Annotated in this window: 20 protein-coding genes; 6 read left to right on the top strand and 14 right to left on the bottom strand. The window is 67.2% G+C overall.

The features are described from left to right. Positions 1-167: 167 nt before the first annotated feature. Both LK539_RS21910 and trxC read right to left on the bottom strand, forming a co-directional pair. Positions 168-530, bottom strand: coding sequence for a hypothetical protein (locus tag LK539_RS21910; protein WP_227803179.1), 363 nt, complete (start codon positions 528-530; stop codon positions 168-170). A 100-nt stretch (positions 531-630) separates the two neighbouring features. Continuing rightward, the gene (gene trxC / locus LK539_RS21905) at positions 631-1,074 is read right to left on the bottom strand and encodes a thioredoxin TrxC (RefSeq protein ID WP_227803178.1); all 444 of its coding nucleotides are present in this window, start codon (positions 1,072-1,074) and stop codon (positions 631-633) included. A 125-nt stretch (positions 1,075-1,199) separates the two neighbouring features. On the opposite strand from trxC, the gene LK539_RS21900 reads away from it, so the two are divergent. The 4 genes from LK539_RS21900 (at position 1,200) to LK539_RS21885 (ending at position 3,660) form a co-directional block, all read left to right on the top strand. Further along, positions 1,200-2,000: a DUF72 domain-containing protein gene (locus tag LK539_RS21900; RefSeq protein ID WP_227803176.1), complete on the top strand. Its 801-nt coding sequence runs from the start codon at positions 1,200-1,202 to the stop codon at positions 1,998-2,000. Beyond that, positions 1,994-2,755 carry a Mut7-C ubiquitin/RNAse domain-containing protein gene (locus LK539_RS21895; RefSeq protein ID WP_227803175.1) on the top strand — a complete coding sequence of 254 codons (762 nt, stop codon included), beginning with the start codon at positions 1,994-1,996 and terminating at the stop codon, positions 2,753-2,755. Before LK539_RS21900 ends, LK539_RS21895 begins: the two co-directional genes overlap by 7 nt. Positions 2,756-2,843: 88 nt before the next feature. Then, the gene (locus LK539_RS21890; RefSeq protein WP_227803174.1) at positions 2,844-3,176 is read left to right on the top strand and encodes a hypothetical protein; all 333 of its coding nucleotides are present in this window, start codon (positions 2,844-2,846) and stop codon (positions 3,174-3,176) included. Between the two features lie 94 nt (positions 3,177-3,270). Further along, positions 3,271-3,660 carry a cupin domain-containing protein gene (locus LK539_RS21885; RefSeq protein ID WP_227803173.1) on the top strand — a complete coding sequence of 130 codons (390 nt, stop codon included), beginning with the start codon at positions 3,271-3,273 and terminating at the stop codon, positions 3,658-3,660. 59 nt (positions 3,661-3,719) lie between these two features. Here LK539_RS21885 and LK539_RS21880 read toward each other — a convergent pair whose 3' ends face one another. The 4 genes from LK539_RS21880 to mfd form a co-directional block, all read right to left on the bottom strand. Then, entirely contained in the window at positions 3,720-4,139 is a 420-nt protein-coding gene (locus LK539_RS21880; RefSeq protein ID WP_227803172.1) for a hypothetical protein, read from the bottom strand. Between the two features lie 98 nt (positions 4,140-4,237). Continuing rightward, positions 4,238-5,299, bottom strand: coding sequence for an SGNH/GDSL hydrolase family protein (locus LK539_RS21875; RefSeq protein ID WP_227803171.1), 1,062 nt, complete (start codon positions 5,297-5,299; stop codon positions 4,238-4,240). Positions 5,300-5,805: 506 nt separating this feature from the next. Next, positions 5,806-6,648, bottom strand: coding sequence for a phosphoserine phosphatase SerB (gene serB / locus LK539_RS21870; RefSeq protein ID WP_373889586.1), 843 nt, complete (start codon positions 6,646-6,648; stop codon positions 5,806-5,808). A gap of 9 nt (positions 6,649-6,657) precedes the next feature. Further along, entirely contained in the window at positions 6,658-10,104 is a 3,447-nt protein-coding gene (gene mfd, locus LK539_RS21865; RefSeq protein WP_227803169.1) for a transcription-repair coupling factor, read from the bottom strand. Positions 10,105-10,219: 115 nt separating this feature from the next. Between mfd and LK539_RS21860 the strand changes: the two genes are divergently transcribed. Further along, positions 10,220-10,903 (top strand): class I SAM-dependent methyltransferase, encoded by a 684-nt coding sequence (locus LK539_RS21860; RefSeq protein WP_227803168.1) that lies wholly within the window; start codon positions 10,220-10,222, stop codon positions 10,901-10,903. 58 nt (positions 10,904-10,961) lie between these two features. On the opposite strand, the gene LK539_RS21855 is transcribed toward LK539_RS21860, so the two are convergent. The 6 genes from LK539_RS21855 to LK539_RS21830 form a co-directional block, all read right to left on the bottom strand. Then, positions 10,962-11,930, bottom strand: coding sequence for an HDOD domain-containing protein (locus tag LK539_RS21855; RefSeq protein ID WP_227803166.1), 969 nt, complete (start codon positions 11,928-11,930; stop codon positions 10,962-10,964). A gap of 161 nt (positions 11,931-12,091) precedes the next feature. Next, complete coding sequence (locus tag LK539_RS21850; protein WP_227803165.1) at positions 12,092-12,349, bottom strand: hypothetical protein; 258 nt, start codon at positions 12,347-12,349, stop codon at positions 12,092-12,094. 167 nt (positions 12,350-12,516) lie between these two features. Then, on the bottom strand, positions 12,517-12,795 hold the full coding sequence (locus LK539_RS21845) for a hypothetical protein (RefSeq protein WP_227803164.1): 279 nt from the start codon (positions 12,793-12,795) through the stop codon (positions 12,517-12,519). Between the two features lie 138 nt (positions 12,796-12,933). Further along, the gene (locus tag LK539_RS21840; RefSeq protein ID WP_227803163.1) at positions 12,934-14,760 is read right to left on the bottom strand and encodes an EAL domain-containing protein; all 1,827 of its coding nucleotides are present in this window, start codon (positions 14,758-14,760) and stop codon (positions 12,934-12,936) included. Beyond that, positions 14,702-16,051: a sensor domain-containing diguanylate cyclase gene (locus LK539_RS21835; RefSeq protein WP_227803162.1), complete on the bottom strand. Its 1,350-nt coding sequence runs from the start codon at positions 16,049-16,051 to the stop codon at positions 14,702-14,704. Before LK539_RS21835 ends, LK539_RS21840 begins: the two co-directional genes overlap by 59 nt. 15 nt (positions 16,052-16,066) lie before the next feature. After that, positions 16,067-16,456 (bottom strand): PAS domain-containing protein, encoded by a 390-nt coding sequence (locus tag LK539_RS21830; protein ID WP_227803161.1) that lies wholly within the window; start codon positions 16,454-16,456, stop codon positions 16,067-16,069. A gap of 197 nt (positions 16,457-16,653) precedes the next feature. Here LK539_RS21830 and LK539_RS21825 point away from each other — a divergent pair, with 197 nt between their 5' ends. Next, positions 16,654-17,889 carry an AMP-binding protein gene (locus LK539_RS21825; RefSeq protein WP_227803160.1) on the top strand — a complete coding sequence of 412 codons (1,236 nt, stop codon included), beginning with the start codon at positions 16,654-16,656 and terminating at the stop codon, positions 17,887-17,889. Positions 17,890-17,895: 6 nt separating this feature from the next. On the opposite strand, the gene LK539_RS21820 is transcribed toward LK539_RS21825, so the two are convergent. Continuing rightward, positions 17,896-18,255 (bottom strand): DUF1428 domain-containing protein, encoded by a 360-nt coding sequence (locus LK539_RS21820; RefSeq protein WP_227803159.1) that lies wholly within the window; start codon positions 18,253-18,255, stop codon positions 17,896-17,898. Between the two features lie 101 nt (positions 18,256-18,356). Further along, complete coding sequence (locus tag LK539_RS21815) at positions 18,357-20,726, bottom strand: penicillin-binding protein 1A (RefSeq protein ID WP_227803192.1); 2,370 nt, start codon at positions 20,724-20,726, stop codon at positions 18,357-18,359. Positions 20,727-20,813 lie beyond the last annotated feature (87 nt).

Here is a 20,813-nt window from a genome sequence, read left to right as displayed (position 1 = left end):
CGATCCCACGATACCCAATAGAGCTGTCGGCTAGATAGTCTTGGACAACCGCGAGCTTGAATTGCTCGCTGTACTTGGTCATGAAAAAACCCCAAAAGTTGTGTCCAACTTTTGGGGGTCAGTTCACCGCATCGCTGCGGACGTCCCTTTTTTTCGTATCGGGGCGGTCAGGCCGGCAGTGCGCGGTTGCTGTTCAGGTCGAGGAAGCCGCGGATGATGCGATAGGCGGCCCACAGCCAGCTGATGCCCCAGATCAGCAGCGCCACCGGGATGCCGATGAAGGTCACGGCGAACACCCAGGCGACGGCGGACCAGACCACGTACCACCAGAAGGTGCGGATCATCCAGCTGTGGTGCGAGTAGACGATCGTGCCTGCCGTTTCCGGACGCTTGACGTAGTTAACGATCAGTACCAGGATCGACAGCAGACCGGCCGAAAACAGGAAGGTCAGGGCGTGTGCGACATACAGGATGCGCGCGAACTGCTTGGCGTCCTCGGTTCCGCGATCCATTACCAGGTCTTGCGACATCAGTATTCTCCTCAGTGGTCGCCGGAAACGCCCGGCAGGCGATGGGATTGTAGCAGCCAGTGCTGCCGTTTTGCCAACATGAGGCCGGGATGCCTTTTTTTCAAGTCTGGCGCAGCTGGGATTCGACCCAGGCCACCAGCCGCCCCGCATCCATGGCGCCCGACTGGCGCGCGATTTCGCGCCCGCCGCGAAACAGCGCGAGCGTCGGAATGCTGCGGATCGCGAACTGCGCCGCCAGGTCCTGGCTGCGCTCGGTGTCGACTTTCAGGAGCCGCAGCGCCGGCTCCAGCCGCTGGGCCGCTTGGGCGTAATGGGGCGCCATCATCTTGCAGGGGCCGCACCACTCGGCCCAGAAGTCGACCAGTACCGGGATGTCGTTGCGCGTCACGTGCCTGGTGAAGCGGGCGCTGTCGACGTCCAGCGGCCGGCCGCTGAACAGCGCTTGCGAACACTTGCCGCAGACCGGGGCGTCGCGCAGGCGCTCGGCCGCCAGGCGGTTCACCGCCTCGCACTGCGGACACACGACATGGATCGGGTCGCTCATCGGGTTCTCCCTCCGTTCAAGATTTGCTGGCGCTAATTGTAAGCCGATCATCCCCGCGCCGCAGGCATGCGCCGCCGCAGGCGGGCATTCCGTAGAATCGGCTTATTGCCATTTTTGCCAGAACAATGACCGATCGCACCGAGGACCTCACGCTTGAACCGGGCCGATTGCTGGTCGGCTGCGCCGGCTGGAGCCTGCCGAAGGCCGAGGCGGCAGCCTTTCCGGAAGAGGGCAGCCACCTGGAACGCTACGCCGCCGTGTTCCCGGCGGTGGAAATCAACTCGTCCTTCTACCGTCCGCACCGCCCCGCCACCTACGCCAAGTGGGCTGCCTGCGTGCCCGACGACTTCCGCTTTGCCGTCAAGGTGCCGCGCGCGATCACCCACGACGCGCGCATGACGGACGTGGAACAGCAGCTGGTGCAGTTCGCCGCGGAGGCCGGCGAGCTGGGCGAGAAGCTCGGCTGCCTGCTGGTGCAGCTGCCGCCGAAGTTCGGCTTCATCGACGAGCCGGCGCGCATCTTCTTCCGCCAGCTCCACAATCTGTTCGGATGCACGGTAGCCTTCGAAGCCCGTCACCCGAGCTGGTTCTCGGAAGCAGCCACCGAGCTGCTGGTGGAAAGCGGCGTCACGCGCGTGATCGCCGACCCGGCCGCGGGCCAGCCCGGTCCGCACGTGCCGACCAGCACGGACAGCGTCTACGTGCGCCTGCACGGGACGCCGCGCATCTATTACTCGCGCTATTCGGCCGAATACGTCGAATCGGTGCGGCGCGCGCTTTCGCTCCAAATGGCGGCCGGACGGACCTGCTGGTGCATCTTCGATAACACCGCCGCCTTCGAGGCGGTGCCGAATGCGCTCCAGCTCCTGCACGGCCCGGACGGGCAGGCGCTGGACGAGTCCACGGTGCCTGCCGCGCCATGGTGAGCGCCAGTTTCCGCTTCTACGACGGGCTCGGCGACTTCCTGCCGCGCGAGCGGCGCGGCCGCACCTTCAGCACACCCTGTGCGCGCGACGCTACCGCCAAGCACATGATCGAAGCCCTCGGCGTGCCGCACACCGAGGTCGAGCTGCTGCTGGTGAATGGCGAATCGGCCGGCTTCGACCACCTGCTGCGCGAGGGCGACGGGGTGGCGGTCTACCCGGGCTTCGCCCGGCTCGACGTGCGCGAGCTGCAGCGCCTGCGCAGCTGGCCCGACGAACGCCCGCGCTTCGTCGCCGACGCCCACCTCGGCGGCCTGGCGCGCCTGCTGCGCATGGCCGGCTACGACACTCTCTACGACAACCATTACCACGACGACGAGATCGAACGCCTCGCACGCGAGCAGGGGCGGGTGATGCTCACGCGCGACCGCGAACTGCTCAAGCGCCGCAGCGTGGAATTCGGCTGCTACCTGCATGCTCTCGATCCGGCGCAGCAGCTGCGCGAGTTGTTCGCGCGCCTGCGCCTGGGCGGGGACATGCGTCCGTTCACGCTCTGCCTGCACTGCAACCTGCTGCTCCGCCAGGTGGACAAGGCGGAGGTGCGCGATCGCCTGCTGCCGCGCGTGGCCGAGCTGCACGACGACTTCACCACCTGCGACCATTGCGCACGGGTGTACTGGAAGGGTTCGCACCATGCGCGCATGTGCGCCTTGCTCGCTGATGTAGAATTGCCGCCGTCCCCTGACTCGCATCCATGACAGCGTGAACGATCCTGTTTCGCCGTTTCCTTTCCCTGTTCGCACGGAGTGCCCGCCCGGCGCCTGCGTGTGCGAGCGCGACCGTGTCATGGCCGATCCCGGGGCCGACCACCGGCCGCTCGCATTGACACGCCAGCAGGAGCAGAAACTACTCGAACGCATCGAGCGAGTCAGCAGCTACGAGGACCTGAAGCACGTCCAGCAACTGATCAGGAACAACCTCGGCGCCGAGCTGCGCATCGAACCGGGCCCGAACGAGGTGCGCACCGTGCGCGGCATCATCGTCGTGCTGGAAGAAAAGCCGGGCTTGTGCAAGAAGGCGCGCCAGTCGGTGCCGGCGGCCGTGCGGCGCTGCCTGAGCGAGCGGCCCGAGATTGCCTACGCCCTGCTCGACGCCCACGACCTGTTCGGCTCACCCTGACAGAGGCCACTTCCGCACGCATTTGCCTTGGCTCTTATACAATATGGACGAGGCGGCAACGGCCGCCAGTGTGACGTTTTCAGGAGAACACCCCATGTCGGGCTACAGCATCAACATTGAAGAGAAAACCCTCAACGGCAACAATTTCCGTGAGGTGCTTTACACCACCGAGCGCAGCCAGCTCGTCATCATGACCCTGCAGCCGGGCGAGGAAATCGGCCTCGAGCACCACGAAGGCCATGATCAGTTCATCCGTGTCGAAGCGGGCGAGGGCGTCGCCATCCTGGACGGCGAAGAGCACAAGCTGGAAGACGGCGTCGCGGTTGTCATTCCCGCCGGCACCGAGCACAACGTGATCAATACCTCGGAAAGCGAGCCGATGCGCCTGTACACCCTGTATACTCCGCCGGAGCATCCGGACGGCATCGTCCACGCCACCAAGGCGGAAGCGGACGAGTACGAGGAGCAGCACCACGGTCATTGACCGGATTCCGGACGAAAAAAAGGCCGGCATTTCTGCCGGCCTCGTTGCTGGTGCCCGTCTCAACGACGCCAGTGGTAGGGGAAGCGCGTCCCGACGTGCCCGCCCCAGCCGCGGTGGTGCCCCCAGCCGCGGCCGAAATTGAAGCCGAGGCCGATCGAGACCGGCGGATAGTAGTAGCGCGGCTGGTACACCGGTTCCGGCACGTACACCGGTTGCGGTACGTACACGGGTTGCTGCTGCACGTACACCGGTTGCTGCTGCGTGTACACCGGGGAGCTGCTGTAGGTCGTGGTGCTGGTTCCGCCCGAGGCGGCGGCGCGCGCGCCGGTGCCGACCGGTACCGGGGTCACGGACACGACTTGCCACCCGTTCGGGTCGCCCGAACGCGGATAAGCCTGGCTGCCGTAGTAGTTCGGGCCGGGCGCGGCGCAACCGGCCAGCACGGCCAGCGATGCGGTAACAATGATGAGTTTCTTCATGGCGGTCCTCCTGATTCAGCCATGATAAGAAGTTCCGGACCTCATGCCTCCGGGTATTACCGTTTGTTACACTCCCATAGGCCCGGAAACGTACCCATTCAAGCAACCATGCTGATGAGCTCGCCCAGCGGTACGGCATTCGCCAGCGCCCCGTAGCCGGCATCGTTCGGATGCAGCCAGTCGCGGCTGTTGTAGTCGGGGCGGATACGCGCCGGCGAGCTGGGGTCGCGCAGCACCGTGTCCCAGTCGATCAGCGCATCGAACTCGTTCGCCGAGCGCAGCCAGCTGTTGACCTGCTGGCGTACCGCCTCGCGCGCCGCCGTGTAGTACACGAAGCCCGCCATCGGCGGCAGGGTCGCGCCCAGGATGGCGATGCCGCGCGCATGGGCCCGTGCGATCAGCTGGCGGTAGCCGGCGACCAGGTCGTCGCGCATCTCACCCAGCGCCGTGCCGGATGCATACACGATGTCGTTGATGCCGATCGCCACGATCACAGCGCGGATTCCCGGTGTCGCCAGCACGTCGCGGTCGAAGCGTTCCAGCACGTCGCGTCCCGCCAGCAGCGCGTTCGGGTCGTCCAGCAACAGGCGGTTGCCGGCAATGCCGCGGTTGACGACGCCGATCCGTCCCGCCGTCCCCAGTTCCGACTGCAGCCTGCGCGCCAGGTAGTCCGGCCAGCGCCGGTTCTGGTTCGCCGTGCTGCCCTGGCCGTCCGTGATCGAATCGCCGATGGCAACCACGCAGGGAGCACCGCCGTCGACATCCACTTCGGACAGGAAAGGCCAGGATGCGAAGCTGCGCGAGACGGTGAAGGTGCTGCTCGCAGCGAAATTGCCGGGAGTAGAGACGTAGTTGGTTTGCCAGGAGTCGCGGTGGATGGTGGTGCCCAACGCGGTGCCGGGGAAGTACAGGCTGATCGCCAGGTCGGCGAAGGGCGCGACCTGGAAATACACGGGGTCGGAGAGAAGCGGTGAGCCAGGCTGGATGGTGACCGAGGTCCGTCCGCCGAAGGTCAGTGGATGGTTGGAACCGGCCACCACCGCCTGGGCGCTCGCGCGCAGGCCGACCTGGGCGGCGCCGATCGTCAGGGGCGCGTTGCCCATCTCGTTGGTCAGGCGCACCCGGATCCTGTTGCCGCCAATGCTGGTCCGCACGATCATGCGGACCGTTTGCCCACTGAAACTCGTTGTGCTGGCCGCGGGCGGCGGCCCGGCCGGCGCGCAGCCCCAGGTCGCCGACCAGCCCTCGCCGCGCCATGACTGCGCGAACGCGGAACGCGGCGCCAGCCCGAGGGCGCCCGCGAGCGCCGGGACACCAAGCAGGAAATGCCTTCGGCCGCGGACTGTGCTTGCAGCGCGGTACGGGATAGTGTGGGAGTTGGAAAGAGAGGGAAACGACGCGCGGAAAGCCGGGATGGGCATGGCATGCTCCTGTCGATGAGGTGCAGCCGCGGCGCGGCCGCATCGTCAACATAGACCAGTAGCACAGCACATCCAATCGTGCGCGGCACATCTTTTGCGCTGGCTCGTGCTTGCTCAGCGAACTATCTGAACAGTGGAAACTTACTAGAAATGCGAGGGTTCACCTGGGCATGAAATTTCGCATTTCGCCCGTCAATCCAGGCACGATGCCGTGCTGACAATCGCCGAGCCAAGCCGGAAAGCTTTCAGCGCAGGATCGTCAGCAAGCCATCGAGTCCGGAAAAATTCAGTGCCACCGAAGCCTGCGCGCGCACCACCGGCTTGGCGCGGAAGGCCACCGACAGGCCGGCAATGCCCATCATCCTGAGGTCGTTGGCGCCGTCGCCCATCACGATCGCCTGGCGCGGATCGATGCCGAGTTGCGCGCACACACGCTGGACGGTGCGCATCTTTTCTTCCGCGTCGACAATGCCGCCCAGCACGCGGCCAGTCAGCTTGCCGTCCGCCACTTCCAGCGTGTTGGCGTGGGTGAAGTCGAGCGACAGGCGCTCCTTGAGACGGTCGGTGAAAAAGGTGAAGCCGCCCGACACCAGCAGGGTCTTCAGGCCGGCCGCCTGCACCGCGCGCAGCATCGTTTCGCCGCCCATCGAGATGCGCAGGCGCTCCTCATAGACGCGCTGCAGCGCAGTGGCGTCGAGGCCTTCGAGCAGCGCGACGCGGCGCGTCAGGCTGGCCGCGAAATCGAGTTCGCCGCGCATCGCCGCTTCGGTGATCTCGGCCACCTGGGGCTTCAGGCCCTGCATGTCCGCGATCTCGTCGATGCACTCGATGGTGATCAGGGTCGAGTCCATGTCCATGGCGACCAGCCTGAAGTCGTCAAGGGTACGCCCGGTCTCGATGAAGCAGGCGTCGACCTGCGCCGCGTAGGCGGCCGCGTCGATACGCTCTTTCAGCTCCGTTGTGAACGGCACGTCCTCGCAGCGCAGCGCATGTTCGCCGAGGCGCACCACGCGTGCGGCTCCGGCGAGCGCGGCCAGTTGGTCGAGCGATTCTTGCGAGGCCTGCGGCCCCTGCAGCACCAGGTTCATGGACATAAGTTAGGCGAGTAGCTGTTTGATGGTCTGTTTTACCTGCGTCACACGGGCCGCCAGGTCCGGCATGCTGGCCGTGATGCGCAGCTTGTCCTGGCCCGCCAGCTTGATGTGGCGGTTCTTCTGGATCAGCGTGATGATCCTGATCGGGTCGATCGGCGGCTTTTCCATGAACTGCAGGTTGGCCGCTTCGCCGTGGGCGTCGATCTTGACGATGCCGACCGACTTTGCGGCGATGCGCAGGCGGTGGGTCTCGATCAAGGCCTTGACCTGGTCCGGCATCTTGCCGAAGCGGTCGATCAGCTCTTCCTGCATGCCGTCGATCTTGTCCTGGGTCTCGCAGTTGGCCAGGCGCTTGTAGATCGACAGGCGTTCGTGGACGTCGCCGCAGTAGTCCGAGGGCAGCAGGGCCGGCACGTGCAGGTTGATCTCGGTGGTCGAGGACAGCGGCGCCGCCAGGTCCGGCTCCTTGCCGGCCTTCAGCGACTTCACGGCTTCGTTGAGCATGTCCGAATACAGCTGGAAGCCGACTTCCAGCATCTCGCCGGACTGGTTCTCGCCCAGCACTTCGCCGGCGCCGCGGATCTCCAGGTCGTGCATGGCCAGGTAGAAGCCGCTGCCCAGTTCTTCCATCGCCTGGATCGCATCCAGGCGGCGCTGCGCCTGCTTGGTCAGGCCGGAAACATCGCTGACCAGGAGGTAGGCATAGGCCTGGTGGTGCGAGCGTCCCACGCGCCCGCGCAGCTGGTGCAGCTGGGCCAGGCCGAAGCGGTCGGCGCGGTGCATGATGATGGTGTTCGCGGTCGGCACGTCGATGCCGGTTTCGATGATGGTGGTGCAGAGCAGGATGTTGAAGCGCTGCGAGACGAAGTCGCGCATCACCTTTTCCAGGTCGCGCTCGTGCATCTGGCCGTGGGCCACGCCGATGCGCGCTTCCGGCAGCAGTTCCTGCAACATGGCGCGCCGGTTCTCGATGGTCTCGACCTCGTTGTGGAGGAAGTAGATCTGGCCGCCGCGTTTCAGTTCGCGCAGGCAGGCTTCGCGGATCACGGAGCCGTCCTCGCTGCGCACGAAAGTCTTGATCGCCAGTCGCTTCTGCGGCGCAGTGGCGATGATCGAGAAGTCGCGCAGGCCTTCCAGCGCCATGCCGAGGGTGCGCGGGATCGGCGTCGCGGTCAGGGTCAGGACGTCGACCTCGGCGCGCAGGGCCTTCAGTGCTTCCTTCTGGCGCACGCCGAAACGGTGTTCCTCGTCGATGATGACCAGCCCCAGGCGGGTGAATTTCACGTCCGGCGACAGCAGCTTATGGGTGCCGATCACGATGTCGAGGGTGCCGTCGGCCATGCCCTTGATCGCGTTGTTGATTTCCTTGCCGGTGCGGAAGCGCGACAGCTCGGCGATCTTCACCGGCCATTCGGCGAAGCGGTCGGCGAAGGTCTGGGCATGCTGCTCGGCCAGCAGGGTGGTCGGCGCCAGGATCGCGACCTGCTTGCCGCCCATGACGGCGATGAAGGCCGCACGCAGCGCCACTTCGGTCTTGCCGAAGCCGACGTCGCCGCACACCAGGCGGTCCATCGGGCGGCCCGAGGTCATATCCTTGATCACGTTGTGAATCGCCTCGGCCTGGTCCGGCGTCTCGTCGAAGCCGAAGCTGCCGGCGAAGTTCTCGTAGTCGATGGCGGAATACTCGAAGGCATGGCCCTGGCGCGCGGCGCGGCGCGCGTACAGGTTGAGCAGTTCCGCCGCGGTGTCGCGTACCTGTTCGGCCGCTTTTCTCTTCGCCTTGTCCCACTGGCCGGAGCCGAGGGTGTGCAGCGGCGCGTCCTCGGGCGAGGTGCCGGAGTAGCGCGAGATCACGTGCAGCTGCGAGACCGGCACATACAGCTTGGTCTCTTTCGCGTATTCCAGGTGCAGGAACTCGGTCTCGCCTTCGCCGAGGTCCATGCTCATGAGGCCCATGTAGCGGCCGATGCCATGGTTGATATGCACCACCGGGTCGCCCACCTTCAGCTCGGACAGGTCGCGCACCATCGATTCGACCTGGCTGGTCGCTTCCTGCTTCTTCTTGCCGGCGCGGCGGCCCGAACCGGCATACAGCTCGGTCTCGGTGATGAAGACCAGGCGGCCGGCATGGTCCTCGGTCAGCTCGAAACCGGCCTGCAGGGGCGCCACGCCCAGCGCCAGTTTGGCGTCGGTGCTGCGGAAGCCCTCGAAGCCTTCGACCGGGGCCAGCTCGAGCTGGTATTCGTGGAAGTACTGCTGTAGGGTCTCGCGGCGGCCGGCCGAATCGGCGACGATCATCACGCGCGCATCCTGGCGCAGCAAATATGCGCGCAGGTTGGTCAGTGGGTCGTCCAGGCGCCGGTTGACGGCGATGTCCGGGATCGGCGCCGACAGCTCGGAGGCAGGTGTGGACGGGTCCCTGGCGATGGTCCAGCGGCCGTGCGGCTTGGCGCAGGTGAAGAACTGTTCGGCGCCCAGGAACAGCTCGCGCGGCTCCAGGATCGGGCGTTCGCGGTCGCTCTTCAGGAACTTGTAGCGCGACTCGGTATCGAGCCAGAAGCGCTGGATTGCGGCTTCGATGTCGCCGACCAGCGCCAGGGTCGCATCCTGCGGCAGGTAGTCGAACAGGGTCGCCGTCTCTTCGAAGAAGAGCGGCAGGTAGTACTCGATGCCGGCCGAGGCGATGCCGTTGCCGATGTCGCGGTAGATCGGCGAGCGCGAAGGATCGCCCTCGAAGCGCTCGCGCCAGCGGCCGCGGAAGGCGGTGCGGGCCGCTTCGTCCATCGGGAACTCGCGGCCCGGCAGCAGGCGCACTTCCTTCACCGGATAGAGCGAGCGCTGGGTGTCGGCGTCGAAGGTGCGGATGGTCTCGATCTCGTCGCCGAACAGATCGAGACGATAGGGCAGGGCGGAACCCATCGGGAACAGGTCGATCAGGCCGCCGCGCACCGAGTATTCACCGGGCGACATCACCTGCGACACGTGGGTGTAGCCGGCCAGCGTCAACTGGGCCTTGAGCCTGGCCTCGTCCAGGCGTTCGCCTTGCCGGAAAAAGAAGGTGTAGGCTGCGAGGAAGGATGGCGGGGCCAGCCGCACCAGCGCGGTGGTGGCGGGCACCACCAGCACGTCGCACTGGCCGTTGCGGATTTCGTGCAGCGTGGCGAGGCGCTCCGAGACCAGGTCCTGGTGCGGCGAAAACGCGTCGTAGGGCAGGGTTTCCCAGTCCGGCAGCAGGTGGCAAGAGAGCTTGCCGTCCGCAAACCAGGGAATCTCGTCGAGCAGGCGCTGGCCGTCGCTGGCATTGGCCACGATGACGGTAAGGATCTGGTCCTTGGCTTTCAGTGCCAGCGCGGCAAGGGCGAGCGCATAGGCATCGCTCGAACCGTGCAGGGTCGGCAGGGCAAAACGGGTTCCTGGCTTGGGAAGATTTTTCTTGAGATCGAAGGGCATTGAGCGCGCAGTGACGTTCGCAACAGTGGCTGACCATTATAGACGAATGGCAGTCCTGACGCCGGGCAGGAAGCCTGGCGGCGTGCAGTCCGCCGCTGGAAGAACGAGGTAAAGCATGAGAGCTGCATTGAGGCATTTTTCCGATCCGGGAGCGGTGGCCCATTACCATGAAGGTCCGCCACGGCTGGTGCCCGGGTTCTGCGACCTGCAGCGGCTGGCGCAGGTGCTGCTGGCCGAGCGGGCGCCGGCGGACGCGCGGATCCTGGTGCTGGGCGCCGGCGGCGGTCTGGAACTGAAAGCCTTTGCCGACGCCCAGCCCGGATGGACCTTCGACGGCGTCGACCCATCGCACGAGATGCTGGAACTGGCGCTGGATACCGTGGGCGAGCACGCTGGGCGCGTGCGGCTGCACGAGGGCTATGTCGACGTCGCCCCCGCCGGCCCCTTCGATGCGGCGGCCTGCCTGATGACCATGCACTTCATGCCGCTGTGCGAACGCCGCCATGCCTTGCGGGTCCTGCGCCAGCGCTTGAAACGCGGCGCGCCCTTCGTGGTGGCGCACATGAGCTTTGCACAGGACGAGGACGAGCGCGCCCTGTGGCTGGCGCGCGACGAAGCCTACGCGGTGGCCTCTGGCGCGCCGCCCGAGGAAGCGCATCACCGGCGCGAGGTGATCGAGCGGGTGCTGCCGGTGCTGGCGCCGGAGCAGGAAGAGGCATTGTTGCGCGAAGAAGGCTTCAAGGATGTGAGCCTGTTCTACGCCGCCGGCGTATTCCGCGGATGGATCGGCTACGCGTAGGGTGGTCGGCTATGCCGACCGCGCGTTCAACAAGCTCAATGTAGATGGCGGCCGCACATCATTCTTCGGCAGATTGCAGCTTGTCGAAGATGCGCTGTTGCGCGCCCGGCAGCGCGGCCGCTGCTCCCTCGGCGCCCTCGACGCCGGCGTCGAACAGTACGCGCAGCATGGCCAGCCGGTCGCCCTCGTGCAGCGCCTGTGCGAGTGGCGTTGCGTCGTGTTGACCCGCCTGCAGGATCGCCTGGCCGACCGGCGGCGGCAGCTCCCACAGCGTGGCGATACGCGCCGACAGGGTGCGTGCGCTGTCCAGCAGCGCGTGGGCAAAGACGTCCGACTGCGGCAGCGCGGCGGGTCCAAGTACCTGGTCGGCCAGGCGGAAGGCCACGATCAGGCCGACGTTGCGGGTCAGTCCGGCGAGGTAGGCTTCGAAGGGATCGGCGCCCAGGGACGGCGCCGCCATGCTGGCCGCCAGCGCGCATTTCTCCGACTGGCTCCAGACCAGGGGCGCCGCCTGGCGCGCCAGGCGCCCGCTCTGGGCGCCGATCACGGGACGGAAAGCCACGCGCGCCAGCAGCATGCGCAGGCCGTTCTGGCCCAGCAGCATCAGCGCGCCCTCGATATTGCCGATCTTCGTCCCGGCCCGGTAATACGGGCTGTTTACTTCGCGGATCACTTCAGCGACCAGGCTCACGTCCTGCCCGACCTGGCGCGCCAGCTCGGAAGCCGACATCCCCTCGTCACGCAGGCTGCGCAGCAGCTGGGGAATCACGGCCGGCACACGTGGCACCAGGCCGGCCGCGGCTTGCGGATCGCGCGCCAGCCGCGCCAGTTCATCGAGGATAGCGCCCTCGGGGGCTTCACCTGCATGCACGGTACCGCCCGCAAGCCAGCGATAAAACGCCAGGTCGAGCTCGAACAAGCGTGGTGAATCCACCACGCCGGAGGGGGCGGAAACGTGCTGCGCGGAAGCCGCAGCGCGTTCCAGACGCGCCGGGCCGCCGAATAGGCGTGCGAGCCAATTTTTCATGATGGGAAGCCAAGGCCGGGATGGGTCGATTCTAACCGACGCGTCTGTCATACAGGCCGGCATGACAACAGCCCGGCGCGTTGGCCGGGCTGTGGGGCCGGGGATCCGGCCGAAGGGCGCGGGTCGTCGCGATGCTTGCGCGCCTGGCCCGCAAGGCTGGCTCAGCGACTGGTGCCGGAGCTCGACGAGTTGGTGACCGGCGGGGTCTGGGTAGCCGGGGTCGACGAGGTGCCGCTGTTCACGTCGTTGGTCGTGCCGGTGTTGGTGCCGCTCTGGCCCGAGGGGCTGGTGCCGGTGGCGCCCGTGCCCATCGACGAGCCGGTGCTCGAGCCGGAGCCCGAATCGGTGCCCGTGGTGCTGCAGGCAGCCAGGGACAGGGCCATGATGCCGCCCAGCAGGGCTGTGTGGAACTTGTTCATTCGAATTCTCCTCGGTGTGGATGGGTCAGACCATCATGCGAGGACGGCACGGCGCGTGAAATAGGAACAAAGCGTCACGCACTGTAGGATCGAGCGTACATACTGTGCGCAAGCTTTAATACAGAACAGCCCGGCGAGCCGGGCTGGCAGAACGGGAACGCTCGAGCTCAGCGGCCAGGGTTGGTGGTGCTGGTGGCCGTGTTGTTGCTGGTGGTCGTGGTGTTCGAGTTGTTGGTGCCGGCCTGTCCTGCCGAGGACGGGACGCCGGTGCCGGTGGTGCTGTCGCGGGTTACGCCGTTGTTGGTGCCGCCCATGCCGGTGGCGGTGCTGGCGCCCGGGGTGGTCGAGCCCGAGGTGGTCGAGGTCGCGTCGGTGGCGGTCGAGCTGCAGGCTGCCAGCGACAGGGCCAGGACGCCGCCCAGCAGGGTGCTGTGGATCGCTTTCATGTGTGTACTCCTCGTTTGGTTGGGTTCGCCAATCATGCGAGCAGCCCGCTGCACGTGAAATAGGAACAGGGCGTTCATCGATGTAGGATCGGGCGCACAAACCCGACAATACGTCGGCCGTGCGCCCGCCAGGCCGGCTCAGGCGGCGAGCGCCTCGTGGCTGGCCAGCCAGGCCAGCAGGTCGCTGGACACCAGCGGGCGGCTGTAGAAGTAGCCCTGGCCCTTGGCGCAGGACTCGGCGCGCACCACCGCGGCCTGCGACTCGGTCTCGATGCCTTCGGCCACAGTCTTCATGCCAAGGCTCTGTGCGACCTTGACCGTGGCTTCGATCAGCACGCGATGATGGTGGCTGGTGTCGGCCTGGCTCACGAAGGAGCGGTCGATCTTGACCGTGTCGACCGGCAGCAGGTGCAGGCTCGAGAGCGACGAGTAGCCGGTGCCGAAGTCGTCGAGCGCGAGCTGGATGCCGAGCGCCTTGAGTTCGTGCAGGCGCTGGGCGATGCCCTGGTCCTGGGCCGCCAGGCTCTCTGTGACTTCGAGCTGCAGCTGGTCGGCCGGCATACCGGTGACCTGCAGCACGCGGCGCACGCTGTCGATCCAGCCGGGCTGGCCCAGCTGGGCGCGCGACAGGTTCACGGCGATCAGGCGCGGGGCCGCTTCGCCCAGGCGCGCCTGCCAGTCCATGAAGTCGCGGCAGGAGCGCTCCAGCACGAAGTCGCCCACCGCGCCAATCAGGCCGCACTCCTCGGCCACGGTGATGAATTCGATCGGCGGCACGATGCCGCGCACCGGATGGCGCCAGCGCACCAGGGCTTCGACCCCGGCGGCGTAGTCGGTGCCGCCGTCCGGCAGCAGGCCGACCACCGGCTGGTAGACCACGAACAGCTGTTCTTCGGCGAGGGCCTGGCGCAGTTCGGCCTCGATGTCGGCGCGCCGTTCGGCCCGTTCGCGCATCGCGGTTTCGAACACCAGGTGGCGGGCGCCGCCGGCGCGCTTGGCTTCGACCATGGCGATGCCGGCGTCGCGCAGGATTTCGTCGGCGTCGCGCGCCGCGCCTTGTGCAACATCGGCACCCCAGGCCAGGCCCAGGCTGGTGCCGCACACGACCTCGTGGCCCTGCACCCGGTAAGGGCGCGCCAGCGCATCGAGGATCCGGCCGGCGACGCGCTCGGCATCTTCGCGCGAACGCATCCCGTCGAGCACCACGACGAATTCGTCGCCGCCCACGCGCGCGGCCAGCTGGCCGGTGCCGTTGATGGTCTCGATGCGGTCGCTCGGAGGACGCAGCGCGCCGCGGATGCGGTCGGCGATCTGCACCAGGAGTTCGTCGCCGGCGGCCTGGCCGAGGGTATCGTTGATCTGGCGGAAGCGGTCGCAGTTCATGAACAGCACCGCGAAATTCGATTCGGACTGGGCCGCCGCCAGGGGGCGGTCGACCAGGTGCTGGAGCTGCTCGCGCACGGCTTCGCGGTTCGGCATGCGCGTCAGGGCGTCGGTGCGGGCGGCGTTGCGCAGGCGCCGTACCAGGGTGTCCTGCTCGCGTTGCACTTCGAGGGTGACGTCGTTGACGACCGCCATCAGCCGCTCGCTGTCGAGCTTCATCAGGCTGATCGCCAGCACCTGCGGGCTGCCGTGCGCCGTCAGTTCGAGCGGCAGCGGGGCGCGCAAGCCTTCGCAGATGACGCCCGACGGCTCGCCGAACTCGCTTGCCAGCTGGGGCAGCTGGGGCGCGATCGGCGCCAGCACGGCGTACAGGTTGTCCAGGCCCGTGTCGCGGGCGATCGGCATCAGGAGACTCGAGGCCATCGGGTTGAGCATGTCCACCGTGCCGTCCGGCGCGATCTGGGCCAGGCCGATCGGCGCGCGGTACAGGAACTGCACCAGGGCTTCGTAGGCGGTGCTCGGGTCAGGCAGCATCGCGGTCTCCTTCAGGTTGGTGGCCCGGCGCGCAGGCCAGTTCGGCACGCCAGCGTTCGACCCGGTTGCGGCCCGCGCGCTTGGCCGCGTACAGGGCCTGGTCGGCGCGCTTGAGCAGCAGGTCGATCCCGCCGGCGCCGTCGTCCAGGCTGGCCACGCCGGCGCTGACAGTGTAGCGGATTCGCTGGCCTTCGAAGTGCACGACCTGCGAAGCGACGGCGGAGCGCAGGCGCTCGGCGACCACCGCCGCGCGCGGCAGATCGGTGGAGGGCAGCAGCACGGCGAATTCCTCGCCGCCGATACGCGCCACCACGTCGACCTCGCGGAAGGTCTCGCCGAGGATCGCGGCCAGGTGCTGCAGCACAGCGTCGCCGCCCGGGTGGCCGAAGCGGTCGTTGATGGTCTTGAAATGGTCGGCGTCGAACGCGATCACGGCCGTGGGGCGCGGCACCGTGTTGCTGCGCGTGAGCTCCTGCTCGGCCGCCTCGAAGAACGCACGGCGGTTTGCCAGGCCGGTGAGGTAGTCGCCGAAGGCTTCTCGGCGGCGCCGTTCGCTGGCGTCGCGCTTGTCGGTGATGTCGCGCAGGATCAGGCAGAAGGCCGGGCCTTCCGGCTCGGTCCCGCAGGGCGGCTCGCGCTCGGGCAGCGGCGCGATCAGGACGCTGCCCCAGAAGGCGCTGCCGTCGGCGCGCACGCGCTTGCCCTCGTCCAGGCTCCAGCCGTCGCGCTCGGCGTCGCGCAGGCGGTCGAGCAGGTGTTCCGGCGTCATCGCATCCGCCGGATAGAAGATCGAGTAGGCTTGGCCCACCGCGTCCTGCCCGAAGCCGGTAACGCGGCCGATGCTCGGGTTCCACTCAAGGATGGCGCCGTTCGCGTCGAGGCCGACCAGGGCGTAGTCGGTGATGCCGGTCAGGATGGCGTTGAGCCAGGCGTCGTTCTGGCGCAGCTGGCGGTCGCGCCGCACCTGCAGGGTGACGTCGTCGATCACCGCCATCAGGCGGCGCGCGTCGAGCTTGAGCAGGCTGATCGCCAGGATCTGCGGCAGCTTCTTGCCCGCGCCGCCGGCGTTCAGGTGCACGTGCAGGCCGTCGCAGATCTTGCCGGATGGGCGATCGTAGGCCGCGCACAGGTGGCGCAGCTCGGGTGCGACGCCTTCCAGCGCCGTGAACAGGTTATCGAGCCCGCCGTCGCGCGACAGCGGCATCAGGAGCTGGGCGGAGATCGGGTTCATCATGACGATACTGCCGTCGATGTCCGCCTGCACCAGGCCGACGGGGGCGAGGTACAGGAACTGGATCAGTGCCTCGTGCTCGGCACGGAGCTGGGCGATATCGTCCATGATGCGCCGACCCGATCAGCGCTGGCGCTGGACCAGCACGTAGCGGTTGCCGCTGGCCGGGCTGGCCAGCAGGCGCAAGGCCACCTTCACCGGGCGCATGCGCAGGGTCAGGACGTAGTCGATGGTATCGTCCAGGCTGCTGCCCTGTTCCATGGCATCCTCGAAGCGCTGGGCCACCATGAAGTTGTTCAGGCAGGGCGCGACATTGGTGAACAGCGGCTGGCCGATCACCCGCTGCGGCGACAGGCCGGCAGCCTGCGATTCAAAGGCGTTGTAACGTTGGACATTGGTGTCGGTGTCAAAACCGATCACGCCGAAATCGAGCTGGTCGAGCTGCTCCTCGGTAAACTTGTCGAGTTGCGAAGCCAGGTCGGTGGTCGAAAACGACAGCGGGGAAGCATTCATGGCGGGTGTGGTATCCGGTAGGAATTAATTGATTTGCGGAAATTGATGTTGGCATGTCGTCAGATGCTTGTCAATTGTGCGCACCCTCGCTTGACAGTTAACGTTGTCAAATATCACTTTTAGCCGACATTCTTCGCCGGCTTGACAGCGCCTGGCCCGCTCGGCACCATCACCGCTTCCCATTTGCCCTGCCTCCCATGACCGTCACGACAGCTCCCGAACACCGCTGGTGGACCCACCGGCCGACCCTGCTGCGGGTGCTGTCCGACCTGCTGGCCGGCGAACTGGCCTCCATGCGGCCGGGCGTCCAGCGCCGCCCCTTGCCCTGGCCGCCTGAACTCGACCTGATGGCCGAGCTTGGCGCCGATTCGCTCGAACTGCTGGGGCTGGCCACGGCAATGGAACAGGTGTTGGGCATCGGCTGCATCGGCGAGGAGCGGGTGCTGGCGGCGCCGCGCCTCGATGCCTGGCTGGAGGCGGCGGCCAGCGGGCTGGAGCAGGGGGCGCGCGTCATGCGTTTTCGCACCTCCGGCAGTTCGGGCGCGCCCAAGACCTGCACCCACCTGCTGGCCGACCTGTGGCAGGAGGGCGGCGAGCTGGCCGCGCTGTTCCCGGGCACGCGCCGCATTGTCGGCCTCGTCCCTGCGCACCATATTTACGGTTTCCTGTTCACCGTGCTGCTGCCACGCGTGCTCGGGCTCGAAGCGGGCGCAGTGCTGGATCTGCGCGGGGCCTCGCCCGGCGCGGTGGCGCGCAGCCTGCAGGCGGACGACCTGGTGGTCGGCTTCCCGGATTTCTGGCGCGCCTTCGCGCCGGTGGCGCAATCAAGCTTGCCGCAAGGTGTAACGGGAGTGAGTTCCACCGCGCCCTGTCCGGACGAGGTAGCGCGGGCGCTGACCAGTGCGGGTGTGGCGCGCCTGGTGCAGGTCTACGGCAGCTCGGAAACGGCCGGCGTCGGCTGGCGCGACGGGCCCGAGCGCGACTACCAGCTCTTCCCCTACTGGGAAGCCGGCGCCGACCCAAGCGTCCTGACGCGCCTGCGGCGCGATGGCAGCCGGGCGGTTTTCCCGCTGCAGGACAAGCTGGTCTGGAGCGCGCCGGGCCGTTTCCTTCCGTCCGGCCGCATCGACCACGCGGTGCAGGTGGGCGGCGTCAACGTGTTCCCGGCTTACGTGGCCGACGTGCTGCGCATGCATCCGCACGTGGACGACGCCACCGTGCGCGCCATGCGTCCCGACGAAGGCCAGCGCCTGAAAGCTTTCGTGGTGCCGCGCCACGGCGCGCAGGCAGCGAGCCTGCGCGCGGAACTGGACGCCTGGATAGCCGAGCGCCTGTCGACGCCGGAGCGGCCCGCGGCCTGGACGTTCGGTTCCGCGCTGCCGCGCCAGGCCAGCGGCAAGCTGGCCGACTGGATCATCGATACCGACGACTGAAGGCGGCTAGCGGTCGATGAACATCTCGAAGCCGCCCCAGAACATGCGCTTGCCGTCGAAGGGCAGGCCGTCCGGCGACATCATGTGCGCCAGGCGCGGGTCTTTCATGACCTTGTCGTTGACCTCGTCGCGCTTCGCGCGCGATTCGTAGACGATCCAGGCCAGCACCACGGTTTCGCCATCTTCCAGGTTGACGCTCTGCGGGAAGGACGTCAGCTTGCCCGGCTTGACGTCGTCGGCGATGCATTCGCGGTACTCGAGCGCCCCGTGTTCGCGCCACACGGTGGCCGACAGGTTGGCGAGCTCCTTGTATTGCTCCAGCTTTGCTTTGGGAAGGGGAAGGACGAAACCATCGACATAGGCCATGCTGTTCTCCTCAAGTGGTTGTGGATGCGCGCTGCCCAGTAACAGACCTGTGAACAGCGCGCATTGTTCCCGCACGCGGCGGGAAGCACATCAGCATAGCATCAGAAAACCGTGGAAGGCGGTGGCGGCGGAGGCTGCGGCGTGGCCGGCGCCGCCGGCGCTGCGGGAGCCGCGGGTTGCGGGGGCGGCGTCAGCGGCTCTCCGGTGACCGGGTCGACTTCGACCGGCGGATTGTCCAGCCCCGGATCGATATCGATTGCGCGCAGGTCGGGACGCTCGACGAATTCCTCGAACACCCAGTCGTCGTTCTCGCGCACCACGCCTTCCGGCTCGATCTGTGCTTCCTGCGGCGGCACCTTGGCCAGGGCCGCGCGCATGTAGTCGATCCAGATCGGCAGCGCCAGGGTGGCGCCGAACTCGCGTCCGCCCAGCGAGCGCGGTTCGTCGTAGCCCATCCAGGCCACCGCCACCACCCTGCCTCCGTAGCCGGCGAACCAGCCGTCGATGGCGTCGCTGGTGGTGCCGGTCTTGCCGGCGATATCCGTACGTCCGAGCTGCTTCACCGACGCCGCGCCGGTGCCGTAGCGGGTCACGTCGCGCAGCATGCTGTCCGTGACGAAGGCAGTGCGGGCATCGATCACGCGGTCGCTGTCCTGGCGCTGCTGCGGCTTGTTTTCCTGGAGGATGGTCCCGTTGCCGTCGCGGATCTGGGCGATCAGGTAGGGCTTGACGCGGTAGCCGCCGTTGGCGAACGCCGCGTAGGCGCCGGCCATCTGCAGCGGCGTCACCGCACCGGTGCCCAGCGCCAGGGTCAGGTTCTTCGGGTGGCGCGGCAGGTCGAAGCCGAAGCGGCCCAGGTACTCGTGGGTGTAGTCGACGCCGAGCGCGCGGATCAGGCGCACGGTGGTCACGTTCTTCGAATGCGCCAGCGAATAGCGCATGGTGATCGGGCCGTCGAAGACGCCGTCGTCGTTCTGCGGCGACCAGGTCTCGCCGGCGTTCTCGCCCGGCATGTCGAGCGGTTCGTCGAGGATGCGCGTGCCCGGCGAGTAGCCCTTGTCCAGGCCCGCGGCGTACACGAAAGGCTTGATCGCGGAGCCGGGCTGGCGCCAGGCCTGGGTGACGTGGTTGAACTTCTGCAGGTTGTAATCGAAGCCGCCGACCAGCGCGTGGTAGGCGCCGGTGTCGGCGTCGATCGCCACGAACGCGGCCGCGACCTGCGGTACCTGGACGATGGCCCAGCTGTCCTTGTCCTTTTCCTTGCGCTGGGTGATGCGCACCACCGCGCCCGGCGCAATGCGCAGGCTCTCCTTGGCATTTGCAGCCAGGCCGCGCGCGGCGAACTTCAGGCCGGCGCCTTCGATCGTCACTTCGTCCCCGGATAAGAGCTCGACCCGCACCTGCTGCGGCGAAGCCGCGAGCACCACCGCCGGCGTCAATCCGTCGCTCTGCGGGCGCTTCTGCAGCGCGTCGATGATCGCTTCCTCGCGCTCGAGCGGATCCTGCGGCAGCTCGATGCGCGCTTCCGGACCGCGGTAGCCGTGGCGCTGGTCGTAGTCCAGCACGTTGCGGCGCACCGATTCGTAGGCCGCGTCCTGTTCCGCCTTGAGGATGGTGGTGGTGACCACGATGCCGCGTTCGTAGGCTTCTTCGCCGAACTGGGCGAACACCGCCTGGCGCGCCAGTTCCGCGACGTAGTCGGCCCTGGTATCGAACACCTGGCCGGTGCGGCGGATGCGCAGCGGTTCGGCCAGGGCCTGGCGGTATTCGGGTTCGCTGATCTGGCCTAGTTCATAGAGGCGCTTGAGCACCGCGTGCTGGCGCTGCTGCGCGCGTTTCGGGTTGGCGATCGGGTTATGGCGCGACGGGTTCTGCGGCAGGCCGGCCAGCATTGCGGTCTCCGCCAGGGTGAGCTGGTCGAGCGACTTCCCGAAGTAGCTGCGCGCCGCGCTGGAAAAGCCGTAGGAGCGGTTGCCCAGGAAGATCTGGTTCATGTACAGCTCGAGGATCTGGTCCTTGGTGAGCGCATCCTCGATGCGGTAGGCGAGGGCGATCTCGGTCAGCTTGCGCGACAAGACCTTTTCCTTCGACAGGAAGAAGTTGCGCGCCACCTGCATCGTGATGGTCGACGCGCCGCCGGCGCCGAAGCCTTCGCGCAGGTTGGCGATGACGGCACGCGCGGCGCCGCGCCAGTCGATGCCCTGGTGCTGGTAGAAATGGGCGTCCTCGATCGCGAGCAAGGCCTGCTTCATGCGGTTCGGTATCTTGTCGATGGTGACAAAGTCGCGCCGCTCGACGCCGAATTCCCCGATCAGGTGATTGTCCGCGGTGTAGACCCGCAGCGGGATCTTCGGCTGGTAATCGAGCACCGCGTCGATCTTCGGCACGTTCGGCAGGATCACCGTCATGAGGTAGATCACGACGCCGGCGGCCAGCCCCACCATGGCGGCAAGGCTGAAGAACAGGAACATGCGCAGGCGGCGGGGGCGTTGGGGAGGCTTGGTATCGGACTTGGTCACTAGCAGCTTTCAAAATCGGCCGTATGTACGGGTCGGCAC

The organism is Massilia sp. IC2-476 (genome assembly GCF_020707295.1).
Classification (GTDB): Bacteria; Pseudomonadota; Gammaproteobacteria; order Burkholderiales; family Burkholderiaceae_D; genus Telluria.
The sequence above is the reverse complement of the archived record's forward strand: the minus strand, read 5'-3'. Positions and strand labels throughout refer to the sequence as shown.